General features: G+C 41.8%; 19 protein-coding genes and 1 pseudogene. 12 read left to right on the top strand and 8 right to left on the bottom strand.

Features of this window, described 5'->3' with window-relative positions; translation table 11 throughout:
- Positions 1 to 19 precede the first annotated feature (19 nt).
- The 5 genes from dxs to CH352_RS15850 all read left to right on the top strand — a co-directional run bounded on the left by dxs (position 20) and on the right by CH352_RS15850 (position 5,175).
- Entirely contained in the window at positions 20 to 1,933 is a 1,914-nt protein-coding gene (dxs, locus tag CH352_RS15870) for a 1-deoxy-D-xylulose-5-phosphate synthase (RefSeq protein ID WP_100707841.1), read from the top strand.
- Between the two features lie 47 nt (positions 1,934 to 1,980).
- Entirely contained in the window at positions 1,981 to 2,451 is a 471-nt protein-coding gene (locus tag CH352_RS15865; protein ID WP_086446712.1) for a tetratricopeptide repeat protein, read from the top strand.
- Between the two features lie 2 nt (positions 2,452 to 2,453).
- Positions 2,454 to 3,074, top strand: a complete 621-nt coding sequence (locus CH352_RS15860; RefSeq protein WP_100707840.1) for a GNAT family N-acetyltransferase — start codon at positions 2,454 to 2,456, stop codon at positions 3,072 to 3,074.
- 95 nt (positions 3,075 to 3,169) lie between these two features.
- On the top strand, positions 3,170 to 4,117 hold the full coding sequence (locus tag CH352_RS15855) for an alpha/beta hydrolase (RefSeq protein WP_100707839.1): 948 nt from the start codon (positions 3,170 to 3,172) through the stop codon (positions 4,115 to 4,117).
- Positions 4,114 to 5,175 (top strand): alcohol dehydrogenase, encoded by a 1,062-nt coding sequence (locus tag CH352_RS15850; RefSeq protein ID WP_100707838.1) that lies wholly within the window; start codon positions 4,114 to 4,116, stop codon positions 5,173 to 5,175. The genes CH352_RS15855 and CH352_RS15850 overlap by 4 nt, the downstream gene beginning before the upstream one ends.
- Position 5,176: 1 nt before the next feature.
- Here CH352_RS15850 and CH352_RS15845 read toward each other — a convergent pair whose 3' ends face one another.
- Complete coding sequence (locus CH352_RS15845) at positions 5,177 to 5,671, bottom strand: hypothetical protein (protein WP_100707837.1); 495 nt, start codon at positions 5,669 to 5,671, stop codon at positions 5,177 to 5,179.
- On the bottom strand, positions 5,671 to 6,144 hold the full coding sequence (locus CH352_RS15840; protein ID WP_243396416.1) for a hypothetical protein: 474 nt from the start codon (positions 6,142 to 6,144) through the stop codon (positions 5,671 to 5,673). Before CH352_RS15840 ends, CH352_RS15845 begins: the two co-directional genes overlap by 1 nt.
- A 172-nt stretch (positions 6,145 to 6,316) precedes the next feature.
- Between CH352_RS15840 and CH352_RS15835 the strand changes: the two genes are divergently transcribed.
- Both CH352_RS15835 and CH352_RS15830 read left to right on the top strand, forming a co-directional pair.
- Positions 6,317 to 7,003, top strand: coding sequence for a hypothetical protein (locus tag CH352_RS15835; protein WP_100707835.1), 687 nt, complete (start codon positions 6,317 to 6,319; stop codon positions 7,001 to 7,003).
- A 117-nt stretch (positions 7,004 to 7,120) separates the two neighbouring features.
- Positions 7,121 to 7,999, top strand: coding sequence for an SDR family oxidoreductase (locus CH352_RS15830; protein ID WP_100707834.1), 879 nt, complete (start codon positions 7,121 to 7,123; stop codon positions 7,997 to 7,999).
- Here the strand turns inward: CH352_RS15830 and CH352_RS15825 are convergent.
- A complete protein-coding gene (locus CH352_RS15825; RefSeq protein ID WP_100707833.1) occupies positions 7,996 to 10,530 on the bottom strand; it encodes a cyclic nucleotide-binding domain-containing protein in 2,535 nt (844 codons plus the stop codon). The genes CH352_RS15830 and CH352_RS15825 overlap by 4 nt on opposite strands.
- 174 nt (positions 10,531 to 10,704) lie before the next feature.
- Here CH352_RS15825 and CH352_RS15820 point away from each other — a divergent pair, with 174 nt between their 5' ends.
- Positions 10,705 to 11,841: a DUF1343 domain-containing protein gene (locus tag CH352_RS15820; protein ID WP_100707832.1), complete on the top strand. Its 1,137-nt coding sequence runs from the start codon at positions 10,705 to 10,707 to the stop codon at positions 11,839 to 11,841.
- Positions 11,842 to 12,021: 180 nt separating this feature from the next.
- On the opposite strand, the gene CH352_RS15815 is transcribed toward CH352_RS15820, so the two are convergent.
- Positions 12,022 to 12,258: a hypothetical protein gene (locus CH352_RS15815; protein WP_100707831.1), complete on the bottom strand. Its 237-nt coding sequence runs from the start codon at positions 12,256 to 12,258 to the stop codon at positions 12,022 to 12,024.
- A 6-nt stretch (positions 12,259 to 12,264) separates the two neighbouring features.
- On the bottom strand, positions 12,265 to 12,858 hold the full coding sequence (locus tag CH352_RS15810; RefSeq protein ID WP_100707971.1) for a hypothetical protein: 594 nt from the start codon (positions 12,856 to 12,858) through the stop codon (positions 12,265 to 12,267).
- A 127-nt stretch (positions 12,859 to 12,985) separates the two neighbouring features.
- Between CH352_RS15810 and CH352_RS15805 the strand changes: the two genes are divergently transcribed.
- On the top strand, positions 12,986 to 13,615 hold the full coding sequence (locus tag CH352_RS15805) for a CDGSH iron-sulfur domain-containing protein (RefSeq protein WP_100707830.1): 630 nt from the start codon (positions 12,986 to 12,988) through the stop codon (positions 13,613 to 13,615).
- A gap of 1 nt (position 13,616) precedes the next feature.
- Here the strand turns inward: CH352_RS15805 and CH352_RS15800 are convergent, their stop codons facing one another.
- From CH352_RS15800 to CH352_RS15790, 3 genes are all read right to left on the bottom strand, one after another.
- Entirely contained in the window at positions 13,617 to 14,558 is a 942-nt protein-coding gene (locus CH352_RS15800; RefSeq protein WP_100707829.1) for a hypothetical protein, read from the bottom strand.
- 245 nt (positions 14,559 to 14,803) lie between these two features.
- Complete coding sequence (locus tag CH352_RS15795; protein WP_100707828.1) at positions 14,804 to 16,276, bottom strand: bifunctional ADP-dependent NAD(P)H-hydrate dehydratase/NAD(P)H-hydrate epimerase; 1,473 nt, start codon at positions 16,274 to 16,276, stop codon at positions 14,804 to 14,806.
- Position 16,277: 1 nt separating this feature from the next.
- Positions 16,278 to 17,432, bottom strand: coding sequence for an LIC_12708 family protein (locus tag CH352_RS15790; RefSeq protein ID WP_100707827.1), 1,155 nt, complete (start codon positions 17,430 to 17,432; stop codon positions 16,278 to 16,280).
- A gap of 361 nt (positions 17,433 to 17,793) precedes the next feature.
- On the opposite strand from CH352_RS15790, the gene rimP reads away from it, so the two are divergent.
- The 3 genes and pseudogenes from rimP to CH352_RS15775 all read left to right on the top strand — a co-directional run.
- On the top strand, positions 17,794 to 18,219 hold the full coding sequence (rimP, locus tag CH352_RS15785; RefSeq protein ID WP_243396439.1) for a ribosome maturation factor RimP: 426 nt from the start codon (positions 17,794 to 17,796) through the stop codon (positions 18,217 to 18,219).
- Positions 18,220 to 18,221: 2 nt separating this feature from the next.
- Positions 18,222 to 19,592 carry a transcription termination factor NusA gene (nusA, locus tag CH352_RS15780; RefSeq protein ID WP_100707826.1) on the top strand — a complete coding sequence of 457 codons (1,371 nt, stop codon included), beginning with the start codon at positions 18,222 to 18,224 and terminating at the stop codon, positions 19,590 to 19,592.
- Positions 19,593 to 19,659: 67 nt separating this feature from the next.
- A pseudogene (locus CH352_RS15775) lies at positions 19,660 to 20,315 on the top strand (translation initiation factor IF-2); the annotation flags it as partial.

The raw sequence follows: 20,315 nt of genomic DNA, 5'->3' as shown, positions 1-20,315 counted from the left end.
ACCGTTAAAGACGGAATACATGCAACAGGAATATTCGTTATTGAACGGGATCCGCCTTCCGGTGGATCTCAGAAAATTGCCTCTCGAGGAACTGCCTAAACTCTGTTCCGAGATCCGAAATTATATCATTGATACTCTCTCCGGGATCGGAGGGCATTTCGCAAGTAACCTGGGAGTTGTTGAACTCACAGTCGCTTTACATTACGTTTTTGATACTCCTAAAGACAGACTGATCTGGGATGTAGGACATCAAACATATCCCCATAAGATCCTTACCGGAAGAAAAGAAAAACTTTCTACGGTTCGTAAATTCAAAGGACTTTCAGGTTTTCCGAAAAGAGAGGAGTCTGTTTACGATCTATATAATACAGGCCACGCTGGCACTTCTATTTCGCAAGCATTGGGAGAAGCTGTAGCTAGGGATCTGACCGGAAAAAATTACTCAGTCGCAGCAATTATCGGGGACGCATCCATCGCTACTGGAATGGCTTTGGAAGCGATGAACCACGCTGGACATCTTAAAAAAGATCTACTCGTGGTATTAAACGACAACTATATGTCTATCTCCAAGAATGTCGGGTCCATCTCCAACTACTTGAATAATATCATCAGCTCTCATTTCTATCTGAACTGGAAAAGGATATTTTATACTTTTCTAAAATGGTTCCCTATTGTTGGACCTGCTATGGAGAGCTTTTTCAAAAGGGTAGAAAAAGGATTTAAAGACGTTTTCACTCCTGGCGGACTTTTCGAGGACCTAGGTTTTATTTACATTGGACCTGAAGACGGTCATGATGTGGTTCGTCTAGTTACTATGCTGAGAAAGATCAAGACTATGAAAGGGCCTGTTCTTTTCCATACGATCACTCAAAAAGGAAAAGGATATGTTCCAGCGGAGAAGGACCCGATCAAATACCATGGAGTAACGCCATTTCGCAAGGAAGATGGCGCCATGGAATCAGGAGATTCTTCTAAAATTTCTTACTCTAAGATAGTAGGTAAGGTGCTTTCGGATCTTACGGAAAAAAATCCGCGAGTTGCAGCTGTCACTCCTGCAATGATAGAAGGTTCCGGACTCGGAGAATATGTTTCTAAATTCCCGGACCATGTATACGACGTGGGGATCGCAGAACAGCACTCTGTCGCTTTTGCTGGAGCAATGACTAACGGGGATGTGATCCCTTATATGTGTATTTATTCCACCTTCTTGACAAGAGGGATGGACCAATTGGTAGAAGATGTTTCTCTAATGAATCTTCCCGTTCGATTCGTAATCGATAGAGCAGGCTGTGTCGGACCGGATGGAGAGACTCACCAAGGATTATTCGATCTAAGCTACCTTCTATCCTTGCCGAATATGGATGTGTTTGTGCCTTCTTCGGGACAGGACCTGGTGGATTCACTTAGGTTTATGGAGCATTACGACAAGTCTCCGATTGCGATCCGATTCCCTAAGGCAAATGTGGAACTTTCCGGTTTAGATTTCAGCGCGGAGAAGGACCTAAAACCTGGAAGTTTTAGAGTGCTGCAAAGAGGGACCGACATCGCTCTTCTCTCCATCGGTTCCATGTTGGAAGAAGCCCAAAAAGCTACGAGTCTATTGGAACAGGAAGGTTATTCAGTCACATTGATCGACCTGGTCTGGCTCCGACCTTTGGGTAAAGAGGCTCTGGACGAGGAACTTTCTCATGTACGTCATTTTGCAATCCTGGATGAAAGTTATTTAGATGGTGGAGCTTCCGGCTATTTACTGAACCGGATCTCCCCTGAGTATTTAGGACGTTTTATCAAAACATTCGCATTCCCTTCCGAGGTAATCCACCACGGGGAAAGAAAGGAAATTTTCACTGAGTACGGATTGGACGCTCAGAGTATCTCCAAGTTTCTGCGGGAAAATGTAAAGAAGGAAGTCCTACACGGAAAACGGAATTAAGCTATTTCGAGAGGCGTCCGAAAATAAAAATAAAAACGGGTAGATAATTGGAAAACCTGACGCCTGAAGACAAGCTAGAAGCATCTAAATTTTTTTATAGAACCGGCGATTTGGATCGTGCGGAATTCCTACTGAAGTCCTCTTTAGAAGATACCGAAAGTCATGAGACCTATTTTTTTCTGGGTCTGATCGAAAACCAAAGAAGCAATTGGAAAAAAGGTCTGTACTATTTCTACCGTTCAGTAGAAGTGAATCCTGAATACGGGAATCCTTGCAACGAGATAGGGATACTTCTTCTTCGTATGGGAAGAGAAAGAGAATCCGTTTTCTGGCTGAAAAAATCTCTTCGCTGCACTTTAAACGACGCACCCCATATTTCACTTTTTAACCTGGCTACTCTTTACAAGATCTGGAATCGTCCGGAAAGATCATTGCAATATCTGCATAAGGCAATCGTAATGAAGCCTGATTTCGAAGAAGCAAAACGTTTGAGAGAAGAACTCAACTCGGCGATCTAAGAATGTCTAACGAACCAATCATTATTCGCCCTGCAAGACTGGAAGATGCGACCTCTGCTGTTCCTTTGATCTATAGTTCCGGGCCTGCTGCCTGGGACTATGTGTTCAATGAGGGAAAAATTTCCGCTCAGGATTTTCTGATCCAATCCTTCCAGGGAACTAAGAATACATTCAGTTATAAAAATCATTATTTGGCTGAAAAGAAGGGCGAAGTTGTAGGAAGTATCGTTATATTCCGTTCCGAAAACTTCTTCTTTCAAAATGCTGCGACAGCAGGAAATATTTTTCGTATTTACAAGTTCAGTGCTCCTAAGGTTGCAGTTCGCGGACTGAGCATGGAAGGAATGATCCAACCTCCTAAATCAGGCCGATTATATCTGGGCCATATCGCTGTTCCTCAATCACAAAGAAGACAAGGAATCGCGGAGAAGTTGATTAGATTTGCAATTTCGACTTACCCAGGTTACGATAAAATTTCCTTGGATGTTTCCCAAGAGAATCCAAATGCTCAAGGCCTCTATAAAAAATTAGGTTTTGAGGTCGTTGAGGCCAGGAATTTCTCCGGGCCAAAAGGTTTAGTGCCTAACCATTATTATATGGAAGCGAATCGCTCCTCCTTCTAAAATCCATTTTATACTTTCCCGATCTATAAACTGGAACGACAAATCGCCGGATTTATAATATACTTTTCTGACGTACTCATTAAAGGGAGAAAAGAATGGAATTTGCTCCGGAGATGTTGGAATACGCAAATCTGATTTCCTCTAAGGGACTCACAGGTTTTACCCAAGGAAGTATCCAGGAAAGAAGAGACGGTTATTCCGCAATCGGAGAACTTTTGGGAGAAGGTCCGCTCATGAGAGAGGTTCAGGATATCTCGATCCCTTCCAAAATCGGAAATGTATTCGTAAAAAATTATATTCCAAAAACGGGACCTAAATCCAAAATTCTATACTTTCATGGCGGGGGATGGGTAGTCGGAAGATTAAAAGATTTCGATCCATTTGCGCGTAAACTCGCAGAGATCACTTCGAGCATCGTATCTTTAGTCGATTATAGATTGGCTCCCGAGTTTCCATTTCCTCTGCCGTTAGAAGATGCATATACCTCATTGGAATGGATCTCTTCTCAAAATGAGAATGTCTGGAAAAATCTTCCATTAGTGGTGGCAGGCGATAGTGCCGGAGGGAACTTAGCTGCTTCTACCATTATGAGAGCTAAAGAAACATCCGGTCCTAAGATCGATCTACAAATTCTGATCTATCCCGTTACCGAAGCTATTTGCGATACTGATTCTTATAAAGAATTCGAATTAGGTCCTGGTCTTACTAAAAAAGATATGGAATGGTTTATTTCTCAATATCTGCCAAATCCAAATACAAGATCGGATCCAAAAGTTTCTCCATTATACCAATCCGATTGGAAGGAACTTCCTCCCGCGATTGTGTTTATAGCAGACATTGATCCTCTACGAGACGATGGAAAATTATATGCAGAAAAATTAAAGGAAGCAGGAGTTTCTGTTTTATTCAAAGAATTCCAAGGGTATACTCACGGATTTTTTACAAAGGTGAATCTTCTTAAAGCTCCTGAAGAAGGTTTAAGAATGATTTCAGATGAAATGGATCGGATCTTCAAACAAAAAGAGTGTATTTTAGAAAAATGAAAAGTGTTAGATTAGTGGAATTCGGATCCGCTTTACAATGGGAAGAAAAACAAGATCCAGAACCGAAAGATTCAGAAGTATTATTGGAAGTGATCTCTTGCGGAGTATGTCATTCGGATCTCCATTTAAGAGACGGATATTATAAGATAGGTGGAGAAGAAAAACTATTCGTAAAAGACAGAGGTGTCAAACTCCCTATTACTCCAGGCCATGAGGTTGTAGGTAAGGTCTTAAAAGTCGGATCTAAAGTTTCTTCCGTTTCTGTGGGAGAAACCAAATTAGTATACCCTTGGATTGGATGTGGTTCTTGTAAAGAATGTGCATCCGGAAATCCTCAACTTTGCTCCTCTCCTAGGTCGCTCGGGATTTATCAGGACGGCGGTTATTCGGATCGGATCTTAGTTCCGGATGAAAAATGGCTTTTGGATATTTATGATCTTTCTCCTGAATACGCATGTTCTTATGCATGTGCTGGGCTTACTGCATATGGTGCTTTGAAAAAATCTCTTCCACTCAAGAAAACGGATTCTTTGGTGATCATTGGAGCAGGTGGGCTTGGAATGTTCGCTTCTCAATTGGTTCCACTTCTTACAGAGGCAAAAGTGATCTTTTTAGATCTGGATGAGTCTCGTTTGGAAAAACTAAAAGAACTTGGATTTTATACAGTTCCTTCTTCTCATTCTGATCCGGGGGCCGAGGTCAAAAAAATTTCAGGTGCTTTGGGAGTATCTGCAGTGATCGATTTTGTAAATAATAGCTCCACTTCTTCCTTGGGATTTTCTCTTTTGAAAAAGAATGGGACATTGATAGGAGTAGGACTTTTCGGGGGAGAGTTGAAAATTCCGACTCCAATTCTTTCTTTAAGAAGTTTAACTGTTCGAGGAAGTTATACGGGTTCTCCGGGAGAATTGAAGGAGCTCCTACAGCTAGTCTCTAAAAATAAAATACTTCCCGTTCCGGTTCAGATTAGAAATTTGAAAGATGCTAATTCTGCTTTGAACGATCTATCTTCCGGAAAAGTGTTAGGAAGATTGGTGTTGTCCGGAAAATCGAACTGATCTATTTTTGGAATTCTTTAGGAAGAGAAACATTTGGATGTTCTCCGGTTTCCAAGATCGGGATTTCTTTGTTTTGGACGATTAGTTTTAGTCCTTGTGGAGATTCGGACAAATATTCGCTTAGTATAGAAGAAACGTTTCTTGCGATCTTATATTTTAGAAAAAGATGATCCTTTTTCCTGGCGAATAATTCTCCTTCCGAGTCTGCTGCGATCTGCAATGATGAGAGCGGCAATTCTTCGCCTGAATCGCTTAAAAAATAAAATTCTCCATCCTTCTCCCAGACCCTGATAAGATTTAATGGATAACCGAATAATTCTAAATATCCGTTTTCTGAAAATTCTCCGTACTGATTGTCTATATAGATCCCGTCTTCCGCTTCTTTCAGATTCTTGCGGAAATATTCCAAAATATCTTTTTGTTCAATCTTTGCTTCGCGGAAGATCCAGTCTCCGTTAGGCAAAACCTTGATCTCGCTATTTAGACGCCTTGCCATTATTCTTCTTCCCTTTCTCTATAACGGAATGCAACTCCTTCCAAAACTTTTGCATCCTTCCCGATCTCGGCCATACTAGTTGTATAACCTTCTGTAGTGCCGGTTTGGAAAATTGTAGGAGGAACGGGGACCAGTCCCACATTTGCGAGGTACATTCCGTCCATACCTCTATCAAAAAGTTCTTTCTTAATCTTTTCATAATAGAACTTTTCTATCCTGCCGTCTCCAAAGTTCCTAACGATGATCCTTCCGTAAGTTTTGTAATTCCTACGCTTGGGTGGATGTTTCAGGATCTCTATTTGCTCCCAGCCTGGCTTATGGGAAACGAGTACAGTTTCTTTCTGGGTCCCTTCCTGGATGAATTCCACGGAAAAGCAGGAAACCAAGGTTAGGCAAGATAGCGTCAGGATTCCCTTCCAAACCTGAATATTGATTCCGGTCCTCGAGCCAGTTAAAATGGAGAGAATGGCCATTCCTCCCCATTCAAGGAGCGCACATTCCGGGGACAAGCGGTTTTTTTGCATAGCCAAAAGAGGGTTTTTCAGACTTGGTTTTTTTTTATATACTCTCCCCGGATACCCGGTAAATTCTCGCGAAATTCGGAACCTCGTTTAAGCTGGTTCCTCCGGGCTACCAAAAACTCGTATGGAAGACATAGATCTAAAAAAACGCGCGAGAGAAAACGTTTTAAAAATAGGGTATTGTACTCTAGACGAGCTGGAAGAGAAGGTGAAAGCCTTCCGGGTGATGAACCAGAACGCCGCCAAGAAAAGATACCTTATTACTAGAGAACCTATCGCCGATTCTTCCGGAAAAATTCTGGTTCCGAAAGCGGCAGAGATAGATATCTCTACAGCAAAATTACTTCGTCGTCATTTTAAGCCGACCAGTGAATTCAAAACTTTCCAACCTGACGAAGGTATCGTGATCATCTCCGATATGACTTCCGCAGAAGGAGTTTCCTTCACTATGGACATCGTGACCCAGATCATGAACTTGGGTGGTGGTGCATACGAAGGATTTATAGATCGTGTGGATAGTTTTGGAGATTTTATCAATCTTCTCAAAAAGTCATTATTTCCTAGGCTGATCATCATTGGTTATATGCCACAGGATAAGATCCAAGGCGAGTTATTGAACTTCGTTCGAGTGAAACGAGTGGATAATTATCTGAGAGCCATGGAGCTTACCCACACTGCATTTAAACCTCAGGCTTATTTTCCGAAAATCCGTCAGATTGAAATTTCCCAAGAAGATCCTAAATCTTGGGGGCGTTTTGTCGTAGAGATCGTAAGAGAATACACTCGCCCTTATCTGTTGGAAGACGTTTAATTCTACTCTGAGTACGACTCAACTTCATATTTCTAATATTTAACTTGTAACTTTTGTTGTTTCAAGTAGTCTAAGGATATAAATCTAACGCGGACCGAAATAGGTTTAAGGATCCAAATGAGTAATATTTCCGAAACAGTACTCGTGACCGGGGCTTCCGGCCACCTAGGAAAAATTGTCCTAGAAGAATTATTAAAAAGAGGCCATAACAAGATTATCGCTACGACTCGTAAGCCTGAAAGTTTAGAGGGCTTTGCAAAAAGAGGAGTCACAGTAAGAAAGGCGAGTTTTGACGATCCTGCAAGTTTAGTTTCCGCTTTCCAAGGAGCGGATCGGATCTTGATCGTGAGCACGGACAATATAGGAAATAGGATCCCGGAACATAGCGCCGCAGTCGATGCAGCAGTAAAGGCAGGTGCAAAACGAGTTCTTTATACTTCTTTGACAAAGGCAGACGAAGTTCCGGTCACATTCGCCTTCGAGCATGAAGGAACCGAGGAAAAGATCAAACAAAGCGGTCTCGCATATACGATTCTTCGTAATAATCTCTATTCTGATTATCTAATACCTAAATTACAGCATGCAGTTGCGAGCGGTTCACTTTATGGTTCCGGAGGGAATGGGGCTTGTGCTTATGTTTCTAGAACGGATTGTGCAAAGGCTGCCGCGGCTGCTTTACTTTCTTCCGAATCCGGAAATAAAATTTTAGAGATCAGCGGACCCAAGGCTTGGACTTATCCTGAGCTTGCAAAATTTACCTCCGAATTGACCGGTAAACCGATTTCTTATGTGGATCTCCCCGCGGAAGAACTTTCTAAAGCTTTAGTCGGGGCGGGAGTTCCGAAACCAATGGCCGATGCTCTCGCTTCTTTCGATGTTTCTATTAGAGAAGGTTATTTGAAAGACGTGAATACATGGGCAAAAGATCTTATCGGAGATGTGCTTCAGGATGTAACTACGCTACTGAAGGAAAACAAATCAGCTCTGGCTTCTTAAACTCGATAGAATTCCATATTTTCGCGTAAAGGATCCGGAAGGCTTCCTAACGCGTTAATATACTTTTTGTATCTGTTTTCAAGCTCGGTAAACTTACGAGTTCGAATATTCACGAACCTGTTATTGATCTCACCGAAAGCAGGCATTTTGGAAACCTTCTCACGTATCGTTCTTGCGAAAGGAATGTGACGATAGAAAATTCCTCGGACTACTCGGTTTAATCTTTGCACACCTTCTGCTTCGTATTTGATCCAAAGCTGATAATCGTTTGCAAAAATATCCCTTTCGTTGCGGAAACGTTTGAATTCCGCAGCTAACTTTTCTTTAATCTCTATGGAAAGATCTTTGTTCTTTTTATAGAACTGAACATAGTCCATATAATCGGCGGTAATGGACGGATTTCCTACGTTATTCCATTCTGGCCCTAAGATCGTTTTACAAAGCTCCCAGCGGAATGCTGCAAACGCGTCGATCAAAAGAGATTTCAGATCTCCTTGCACAAAAATCGGAAGAACGATCCTACCTCTACTTTCTTTAGAGCCGGAACCTCTGTGGATGGAAAGCTCCTGCCACATCATGATCTTACTGCCGATAGATGGAACGATTACGAAGTCAGGAACGATCGCTCTTTGAACGAACTCTTTATTAATCCCCATCTCAGGGTTATTATAGATCACCTCTCTGTTGAATACCGAGAAGTCTACTGCCATGATATCGTGGATCGTATCCGTAAGCATTTTTTTAGTAACGTATGCTTTTCCGAGAGGGATCTGAGAATGATACTTGGTCAGGATCGGTAAGTATGTAGCCAAGGAACCTGTCGTGAGTCGAACGTTTGCCTCATACATTGCACCGAATTCGAATTTTAATCTAGCTTCGGGATTGTCTATATCCGGAGGAAGGTCCGATTCTTTTTTGAAAACAGCATTTCGGTTGTCCATCTTGACTTTGTCGAAGAAGTTCTGACCAAGTTCATCCAAAGAAGTAGGGCATTCTCTTTTATAAATTTTTTCCAACCATTCTGTTCCATAATGGATCGGAATGTCTGAAACAGAAGTGATCGCGTCCTTGAATGTGGACATGAATACTAATTGAGAATCGTCAAGCATCGTTTCATCGAAGAAACCGTATTTCAACATCAGGTCTACAGGTTTCGGAACATTCTTCCCTGAGTTGACGTATTTTTGGAAACATGCTGCGTAAATATCGAAGTAGGTTTTTGTAATGGACCTTCTTAATTTACGAGTATCGTTGTCGGAATCCAATGGGTTCTTTAAGGATTTGAGTTTTACCATCATCGCGGAAAACTCTTTGATAGCGTCTCCCCCCATGCCGGAGAATTGGATGATCGTAGATGCTGAGTTCGCTAATTCTTTTCGAATTGCAGTCGCATCCGCAGACCCGTCGACAGAAATCCCGCTTCCATTGGATGCCGCTTTTGCAGTCGGGTTAGACGCCTCGAATTTTTTAGCAAGACTGGCGGTTTTTTCTATAAACGGTTTAATATTAGGAGAAGGGCTCGGAATCGCCGAACCGAAAAGTGCCTGATGACCAGCGAGTGCTCTTTCTATCTTTTGAGAAACGACTTGTAAAATAGGGACAACAAATTCTGGAGGAGCGGTTGCGTAACCGCTTGCAGCCATGTCCAGGATCAGGAAGTATTTTTCTGTAAGGCTTTCTACACCGCCTAAAAGCAGAGAGAAGTTTTCATCTAATTCTTCTAATATACTTTTGGCGTTTTCAGTAATATTGTTCTGCACTCTGCCGAGTTTGTCGCAGACATAGGAAACCATGCTTGGATCAGGAGCAAATAATTGCGCAAGAAGATTTGGATCCGCTAAGATTACCTTACGAACAAAATTGAATTCTCCGTCTTGGAATTCTATTTCTTCCGGATAATATTTAACCAAAAGTTGTGAATGATCTTCTTCTACATAATTTGCTGTTGGTCTTTCCGGAAGAATTCCGCCATTATCGAAATAATGTTTTAAATTTTCACGAGCAAGTCTTAAGACCGGATCTACAATTTCAGAACTTGGATCTGCGATCGGTTGTCCAGGTTTGATATCCGGAAAAACGCTAGGATTAAATTGATAATACAGAAGAGAAAGATTATCGTTTGTCTTTCCCATATCGGAGGCGATCTTTCTAAGTTGGTTCACCTTTTTGAAAGACTCCGTGATCTCTCTCAAAAGAGAACGACCCACCATAATCCCCAAGGAACTTCTGGCGGCGAGGGAGCGACCCACAGTTGACTGGGACATAACATATGTGGAGAGCACGCAGTCTTGTTCTGCAACAATCGTAAAAGGATAACGTCCGCTTCCGAAAAGTGCGGATGCGCCAGGAGTCAAATTTGCTCCTGAAATTTTGAATAACTCCAATTTTCTGGAACTGGGGCCATCTACCAAATAACGCAATGCTCCGCTATGTAATACGTTGAGGGAATTCGCGGCGCTTCCCTCCGGAAATAGAACCGTTCCGGCTTTTATTGTTACTTTTTGATTTGGTACGCTTGTATCTAATGCCATACGATCGCTGTTGGGGCAAATTAAGAAGAAAACTATCCTTCCCTAAGAATGGAAACTCTTTTTTAAAGGATTCTCTAAAAAGGACCTTATGGATAAGGCAAAAGATTTCCAAGACTAAGGCGCTCATAGTCCTGCTTGACTCCTTAACTTTCCTGGAAAAAACCTCTTTAGAAAATGAAAAAAAGTAAAATTCTCTCCAATGCGAAATCTATCGGGATGCTTACCAACCAGAGCGCATATGGTTGGAAAGGCGACTATCATTTCAAGATCATCCAGAAAGAATACGGACTCAAAAAACTATTTTTGCCTGAGCATGGACTTTTTGCAGAGCTGCAAGATCAGGTTTCTGGAAAAGGACTCATCTATGATTTAGGAGAAACTCAGATCTTAAATTTGTACGGAGATAATGAGGAAAGTCTCGCTCCTGCGGAAGAAGTTTTATCCGACCTGGACACATTGATCATAGATATTAGAGATGTAGGCGCTCGTTATTATACATTTTTGACCACTGCATTGTATGCAATGCAGGCGGCGGATCGACTCGCCAAAAGAGGAAAACCAAGACCTCGTATTTTAATATCGAATGCAAAAAATCCGGCAGGCGCTAAGTTAGAAGGCTCACCGTTAGAACAAAAATTTTCTTCATTTGTAGGGGTAGAAGGGACGCTGCACCGACATGGTCTCTCCGCTGCGGGCCTTTTAGAATATTATAAGGATAAATTTAATCTGGATCTGGAACTTTATCGATTGGATCTGTATCCAAAAAAGAGTTCTGAGTTTTTATGGGTTCCTCCTTCTCCCAATATTCCTGCTCAAACAACTTGTTATGTATACACAGGACTTTGCCTTTTAGAAGGAACAAATCTTTCGGAAGGAAGAGGGACCACTAGACCATTTGAAACATTCGGTGCGCCTTATATCAACGAGCTAGACAGATTGTTTCTCGAAAAACTACAAGAAAAACAAAAGGGAATTTTTAGGTTAAGACCTTTGAAGTTTATTCCAACCTTCCATAAACATGCCGGCAAAGTTTGTGGAGGTTACCAAATCTTATTAGATAAACCTAAAAAGTTTCATAGTTTATTGTTCGGATTATTACTCATCCGTACATTGAGAGAATTTTATCCGGACAAGTTTGAATTCCTACAAGGACCTTACGAATTTAGGTCCGATCTACCAGCGATCCAACTTTTAGTAGGAGATCAATTCCTTCTGGATTATCTGGATGGAAAAAGATCATACTCAGAGATTGAAGATTATATGGAAGATAGGGAAAAGAAATGGAAGAAGGTCACTAAGAATTACGATTGAAAGTAAATTTGTCGCTTCGATGTAGGAACTCCTACACATAGTTATTGAGATCGCCCCCGCCCAGGTTCGGGTGGGGGGAGTGGCTCGTGGGAGAGCCCGACCGCTATATCATAAAATTCAAATCTCTACAATTAAATTTTACTCCCTACTTTTGTTGGAATTCCAACAAAACTGAATCTCTTAGATTGGCAGCCTCGAAAACTCCGCCTTCAATTTTTGCAAATCACCAAGCAGATCGTTAGGCGCAGGACGAATATTCTTGGCCAGTTGCAAAGCATTTTCGATCAGATCCAAGATCAGTTTTTTCTCGGTTGTCGCTCTAATCTTAGGCATATGACTCCAATCCTTTTTGAATAAGGAAGCTTTTTCATCCACGATGGCGACTATCTTATTTAATGCTTGGATCTCTTCGTTCATGGTATCTCAAAAATTAGGAATTTCTAAAGAAATGTTTTCGCCTTTTCGGAGAATTTCCGCGTGAAAGGATCTTTTTTTTCCGCCTTGGAAAACACCGGTAATATTATTTAAAACTGATTTTTCCTGAGTTTTACATTCAGGAGGAAGATTAGAAAGAAGTTCGGGTGAAATTTCGTACCTGAAAAAATTCGTACTTCCAGGTGATAAATTTTTAGATGCCAAAGACCAGGAGTCTTCCAAACAATTCAAATCCCCACTTTTTATAAAAATTCGGATTTTATCTTCCGAATTCGGAAAAGATAGACTTTCAGTTCCTTTATTCTTTAAAAAAAGAAAGAAGGTCGGAAAGTCCTTTGAATTCTCCTTACTAGAAGTAAGTCGATAACTCACAAAATGGGAAGAAATTTCCTTCGATTCCGTTTGGCCTGAAAAGGCGAGAGGATTCAAAAGTTTGGCTACCACTGAAAATATAAATAGCAATAGTATAACGTCAAAAAACAGGATCAATTTGGAACGGTTGTTTGATTTGCCCGCATCCTTGCTTTTACGCAGAAAATCCTGGAATTCTTCCGGAGAGCGGGAATGATAGCCTTTACTCATTTTAGATATTCCTTGGCCCTTTTTCCATAAATTACTTTTTCCTAGAAAAGATTGCAAGCATTCCTCCGTAAATGATTAGGTTGCTTTACTTTTAAGAATCGTGCATACTTTGATCCGGAGCAATATCATGGAAATCGTAAAAGGAAAAGAAGCCACCATTCTTTTCGATGGCAAGAAATGTATTCATTCACGAAATTGTGTATTGAGTAGACCTGACGTATTCGTTCCGAATGTGGAAGGAGAATGGATCTTTCCCGACAAAGCAAGTGTAGAAGAGATCAAATCTTTAGCCTTGAATTGTCCGTCCGGTGCGATCCGTTTTGAGTCGAACGATCCTTCTTTTAAAGAAACTTCTCCCCCTGTAAACGTTTTACGGGTCAGGGAGAATGGACCTCTTGCGATTCATGCAGATATTGAGTTAGAGGGTGTGGAGAAGCAATATAGGCTTACACTTTGTAGATGCGGAGCTTCTACTCATAAACCATTTTGCGACACGACTCATTTGAGTATTGGATTTACCGCTACCGGAGAACCTGCTATCCAGGAATCTGAAGCATTGCCTGTTCGAAATGGAATTCTAAAAATTGATCCTACTAAGAACGGTCCTTTGAAGGTGGTTGGAAATTTAGAAATTTGTTCCGGAACAGGAAAAGTTACAAATAGAACCACCGAAACTTACCTTTGCCGTTGCGGTGGTTCTTCGAATAAACCATATTGCGATGGGACTCATCGCAAAATCAAATTTAAGTCTGAATGACTTACTCTGCGAATCTATCGTTTAGGGTCGCGCATAAGTGAGTCGCTTCTGCATCCGCACCGTATTCACAATAGCTAAGATACATGAAAGGGTTCACACTTAAGCTTGTATCGAAAACGGTCGGATCTTGATAAGTTGCACTCACAGTGAGTATATTCCCTGTTTGGGAATTTCTTCTAATTGCGCCGAATGCTCCCGGATATTTTTGTTTGATCAAAACAAAAACTGCTTGAACACAAGGGTTTTCCACTCCTCCTCCTACTAGCGGACTAAATGCATTACCCATTGCTAATAGATGTGCAGTCAGATCTCCGCTTTGGTAAAGTTCCAGATCTGCTACTGAGGATGTATCAATTTGAGCCTGACTATAAACAGTTGCTTTGACCGGTCCTCCAAAACCTAAGGGTGCATTTATGACGACCCAAGCATCTCCAGCAAATGGGTCACCTGCCCCTAAACCATTCGTAAGAAATGTTTGGCTTTCCGTAAGAAAAGTAGTAATCGGGTAGAATCGTGTATTTGTCATCCTTGCAGTGAATTCATCCGGTGAGTCCACATCAGGTAACGCATTCCAATTCTGGTCGTCTATCGCTTGTATCCAACTCGCGAATAAAGCGGATGTCCTTTCGCAGGCTTCTCCAGTTCCTCCTCCTACTGCATCCGTGACCGCTTTCGCCCTTACGAAGTCTGCTCTTTGCTTAGCCGCGTATTCCGCATGTGTGCTGCCTTCTAAAGTAGCTTGGTTGCATCCTATACTTGGAACTCCGTTGAGAGTTACTTCGTATCTGTTTACATCGCTCTTATAGGTGGCTTCCGCACAATGATCGCTTAACGCTTGCACGATCGCGAGCCCCATAAAACCGTTGGCATCGTTCTTGCTACTTCCTTGGCATGCAAAGAAGAATAGAAGAAGGGCGAGTGATATTCTTTTCATCGAGCCCATAAATTTTTCTCCTGGCTTTGTGTCGATTCGCCTTGGATATTATAGCGATCGTTATAATTATGAAATCTTTATTCAAGTTTCATATAACTATTGTTATGTGGCGAATTTTCTCGGGAGAAGTAATTAACAAAGATGTAATTTGATGGAATATTTTCTCACGCGAAGCCGCAAAGAGAGGAAGGGGTGTCACAAAGAATGGAATAAATATCTTTCTATCTTAGCGCTTTGGTGTGGAAACTTTTCTACTAAAAACCGTAAGACTCGATCAGTGTTCTGATCTTCTTACGGATCCTGCCCGCTGTAGGATATCCTTTGCATAATTCTGCACAATATAATAGAACACTTTGAGAAAGTCTGACTGATTCTACGATGTCTTCTCCTTTGGATAAGAAAAATGTTAGAATTCCTACGAGTAGATCACCTGTTCCCATGACAGCCAATTTGGGTTCTTGGAATTCCCAAAAGTATGAATTCCCTTCAGGAGTGAATAGAATAGAAACAGGTCCTTTTAGAAGTAAATAAGTTCCCTTCTCCTTTGCCCAAATATTTGCATCTTCTAATGCGGAATATTGGCTTTGGTATTTTTTTCCTGTAATAAAAGACCATTCTCCTAAATGAGGAGTGAGTATTGTGCGCGGGCCCAAATGTTTTTCATCCAAATATTTTAATGCACCTGCGTCAAAGATCAGAATTGTTTCTTTAGAAAAAGAAAATTGAGGAAGATCGGAAGAAGCAAGCCCAGGTCCAACACATACCACGCTTGCTTTTTTTAAAAAGGGGTAGTCCGAAATTTTTTTAGAACTTTCTAACGCGGAAACCATGAAGGAAGGATCTTTTTTGAGAACTTTTGTTAGAGTATTTGCAGAAGGAGTGAGGATTTGGGAAATTCCACCTCCTAATTCTTGAAAAGCGAGTGCGGAGGAAAGAATAGCTCCTGACATCCCTTCTGATCCGCCTATAAATACTGCAGAACCGTTTTTGTATTTATGTGAATCTTTTTCTCTCGAAAGTTTAGAGGCTAATTCTTCTTTGTTTACTCTTGCTAAAAGATATTTAGAAGTCTGGAATTGCTGCCTCAAGAAGCCGATCGGATGGAACGATTTTCTGTCTTTGGATAATGGGTAGAATACATTCTTGATCTTAGGAGATCCTATATCCGCTAAAATATCAGCAGCAAACGGGATTTTTTCGTCAGGAGAATAACCGGAGACAGCATCTATACTTAATATCAGCAAAGAATCCTTTAATCTTTCTTTAGCAGAGCGGATTTCCGCGACTGCTTTCGAAATTTCCCCGGACAATGGGCCTTTGAATCCGGTTCCTAAAAGTGAATCGACTAAGACTTCTCGTGAATTTATATGATTCTCTTTGAATTTTTCCAAAGGAAAGTTTGGGATTTTCAGTTGTTCCGTTAGATTTTTATAATATTTTGTTTCTTCGGAGAAATTCCCTTCTTTGGAATAGATCTCTACAGGTAGACCTTCTGCTTTTAAAAATTGTGCTAAGGCGTAGCCGTCTCCTCCGTTGTTTCCTGAGCCGCAGAGTATGGTGATCTTCTTTGCAGATCTGAAAACTTCTTCCCAGGTTTGGAAGATGGAGATCGCGGCAAATCCCATGAGCAAGGTCCCTGAAATTTTTCTTTCTCGGATGGTTTGCTCGTCTAGGAGTTTTGCTTCTTCTTCGTTGAATAAAACCTGGAAATTAGGGGATTGGCTCATTCTATTTCCATTTATGGATCTCTAAATAACCGGATCTGATCTTCATTGAATAGATTTCGTCATTCGTATCCATCCAAGTCTCTCTCCAAAGTCCGCGAGGTGGAGGATAGTTGAGGCGGATATTATTTACATGGTTTCCGTCCTCGTCGTGAACCTGGAGTCTGATGGAATTTCCTTCTTCCACTTCCGTTTCCCAAATAAAAAAGTTATCATTGTTTAGGACCCAGTATAATGTTTCAGAAGGATCCTGGATCTCTTTGACCGGAGTAATTCTTTTGTCTTTGAATTCGTATTTTAGGATCTTTCTATTTTTGAATCTTCCTGATTTAGTTTCATAAAAACTAAAAGAGCCGAGTGCATATTCTCCATCAGGATGCGAAATGAATGAATCCACATACCAGGTGTAAGCCTCTCCTTGGTTCAAAGAATCTTTGAAGTCGGAACCTTCTACCTTTTGTTTTAATTTTCCTGATTCATCAAAAATGCTAAGTCTCATTACTCCGTTCTGTCTATGGAAAACGAATAGTAGATCGTTATTTCCTGCTTCCATTCTTTCTACATAACCGAACGGAATAGATCCTCCTACACCATCAGCGTAGATTGTTTGTGAAAGTTTTCCGGAGTCGTTTATTTTTAAGATCACAGAAGGAACTGCTTCCTCCGCTTCCGTGCGAAATTCTCCGGATTTTTTAGCGTAAATATTTTCAGCTACTTTGTCCGCTTTGACATCTTCTCTGGAAACTCTGGACTGAACATAGATATCATCTCCGTCTGAAACAGTGACGAGTCCTATTCTTCCTAATTTAATATTATAAGTTTTGATCTTGTCTTGTTTTTCTTTGGAGCTACCGATCACAAACTTCAGATCTCCGTCCGAGTTGAATGCTTTGATCAGAGATTGTTCGAAGTCAGGAACGTAAATCACCCCTGAAACAACAGCCACCTGGTTCGGAACGTTTGTTGGAACCCGATTGACTATGCTCACCTGTAATTCTTTTAAATCTTTTCCTAATTTAACTCTTCCGTATAGATAGGGATTATAATCATCCACTCGGAATTTGGAACAAGCTCCTATCACTAGGATAGAAGATAGGAAAAGGGGAAGGTATTTGCGGACAGATGAAGTCCAAATTTTAGAAGTAAAAGAATTTTGCATGGTTCTAGTAAAAACCCGAGCCTATTTTTGCTTTGCCCGGGACATTTCGTTACCATCCTTCTTTTTAGTATCAGAAAACAAGCAATTTCGCTCGTAACAAGAGGATGGCGCGGAACTGGACGTATTTTTTACTTTACACTAGGGTTAGCCAAAAATATTTTGAATAGGTATCGGGAACCACCCAATGAATGTATGGGAAAATCCTAAAAATTTCGGAGATAATCCGTTTTTGTAGGTTGTTTTTTCCTCTTTTTTGAGGCAAAACGAAGCGGTTCAGAGACTCTCTGTAAGGCCGGCATTGACAGTCAGTAAAGAAGTTATCGAAACGATCTTAGATCGAATCCTTCTCACTCCCGTCAAGCTGTATGCACTCATGGTTAGCCAAAGGCCAAACCATACGCTGATCGAGGTAGAGCTGGATCACCTCGAACACCCGTACGGTTCCGTCAGCCTTCTGGAATGTGAGCAAGTTTCCAGAAAACTGAATGAAGAGTTGGAGCAGATCTCATCCGATCTGAACTATACTCTCAAGGTTTCTTCCGCTGGTGCGGAAAGAAAACTGGTGATTCCCGAGGATCTAGACAGATTCCGTGGAATACCGGTACGACTCGTCTTTAAGTCAGAAGGGTCGGGCGATAAAGAAGGAATCTTTAAGATTCTGGATAGGAAAGAAGACAGGATCTTTTTAGAACCGTTTTCCAAAAGGAAGACAAAAGGTTCTAAAAAAAAGGAAGTCATTCTGGAATTGAAGGATATACTGAAAGGAAATTTGTACGTAAGTATTTGATTATGGCAGTTAAGAAGAAAGAAGTCGAAGTCAATCTGTTGGAAGCGATCCAACAATTTTGTGCCGACAAGTCCCTAGATAGGGAAGCCGTGATGGGAGTCATTCGTGATTCTTTGATTACCGCGTACAAGAAGAAGTCGGGCATCGAAACTCTGGAAGAAGAGGAAAGTCCGATCAAAGTAGAATTCGCCTCCTCTGGAGACGGAGAAAATGTCGTTATAATTGTATCTCGCAAAGTTGTAGAGTCTTCACCTGCAAACGGTTTGGAAATTTCCTTAGAAGACGCTAAGGCTGTTTATCCTAACGCAACTGTTGGAGAGGTCCTGGATTTTAGAGAAAAGCCGATGGAGCTTTCCAGGATTATTTCATCTCAAGCAAAACAAATGGTATTCCAACGTTTGAGAGATATGGAAAAAGAACTTCTGTATCAGGAATACAAAGCAAAAGAAGGCGAACTGACTCACGGTTATTTCCAACGTTGGAAGAAAGACGCTATGTCCATCGATCTTGGTAAGGTCGAGGGTATTATGCCAAAACGTGAGCAAAACCCCGGAGAAAAATATCATAGCGGGGATCGTTTAAAAGCAATCATACAAAAAGTGGAACTTCGTCCGAGAGAGCCGATCCCGGTGATTACTCTCTCTAGAGCCTCAGCGGACTTTGTTCGTAAACTTTTCGAAATGGAAATCCCGGAGATCTACGACGGACTCGTAGAGATCGTTAACGTGGCTCGTCAACCTTCCATTCGTACCAAAGTGGTTGTTTATGCTACCAGAGGAGATATCGATCCTGTGGGAGCCTGCGTTGGTATGAAAGGGGTCCGTATCCAGTCCATCGTTAGGGAATTAGGAAACGAAAGAATAGATATCGTTCAATACTCTTCGGACCCGACGGAATTTATCGCGAACGCGATCTCTCCGGCAAAACCTTACGATGTAAAGGCGGATTCCGTGGGTAGAGAAGCAATGGTAATCGTTCCAGAAGAACAATTATCTCTTGCAATCGGGATCAACGGTTCCAATGTAAAGTTGGCCTCACAGTTAACCGGATTTAGGATCGATATCAAAACAATAGCCCAGTATAACGAAGAGTTCTCTTCTCCAGAAGCGAGAGAGAGATTGGATAAATTATTCAGTCCTCCGGCTGCTGTTGTCGAAGAAGACGAAGACGATGGAGCAACCGCTCTAGAAGATTTACCTGGACTTTCTACCCGCTTGATTGGCCTATTAAGGAGCGCAGGGATCAATAACGTTGAGACATTGATCGAGATCAGCCAGGACGATTTGGCAAAACTATCCGGTATAGGACAGACTACTGCCGCACAAATCCTTAGGATATTGGCGGAATCAGTAGAGTGGGTGGAGGAGAGCTAATCTCTCGATTTTGAGAGATTGGGTTCAACCCGTTTTCAGTACATCGCGTACTTGACCAGGACATTATATGGAAGAAAAGAATAAATCAATCAAGGAAAAGCTCCAGGGCTCTGCTTCTGCTGACGCAAGTAAGAAGAAGAAGCTGGTTATCAAAAAGAAGCCGGACGAAAAAACGCCTTCTACCTCTGCAAAGAAAGAAGCCCCAATAGATCCAGCTCCAAATAAACCGGCTGCTGCAGCTTCCTCCTCTCCAAGCACTCCTAAAAGTTCTACTCCTCCTAAAAAAGAACCTCTCTTTCCGGAACCAAGTACTCGCCAAGAGCCTCCGGTTCCAAGATCTGCTCCTCCTGAACATATTTTGGGAGAAGGAAGACCTCCATTCCAGAGAGAAGACAATAATATTATAGTATCTCGTCCAAATCAAAGACCGACTTACTCCAACCAAAACAGGGAAGGAGGAGAGTCAGGTGGCGGTAATTACCGTGGAAATCGTTCCGACGGAAATCAAAGCGGCCAAGGTGGTGGCGGATATCGTGGAGGCCAGGGTGGTCAGGGCGGTGGTTACCAAGGCGGTCAAGGTGGTGGCGGATATCGCGGAGGCCAGGGTGGTCAAGGCGGTGGTTACCAAAACCGTGAAGGCGGCGGTGGTGGATATCGTGGAGGCCAGGGTGGTCAAGGCGGAGGTTACCAAAACCGTGAAGGCGGCGGTGGTGGATATCGTGG

It is taken from the genome of Leptospira hartskeerlii, from assembly GCF_002811475.1.
Classification (GTDB): Bacteria; Spirochaetota; Leptospiria; order Leptospirales; family Leptospiraceae; genus Leptospira_B; species Leptospira_B hartskeerlii.
This window is presented reverse-complemented; position numbering and strand designations above follow the sequence as displayed.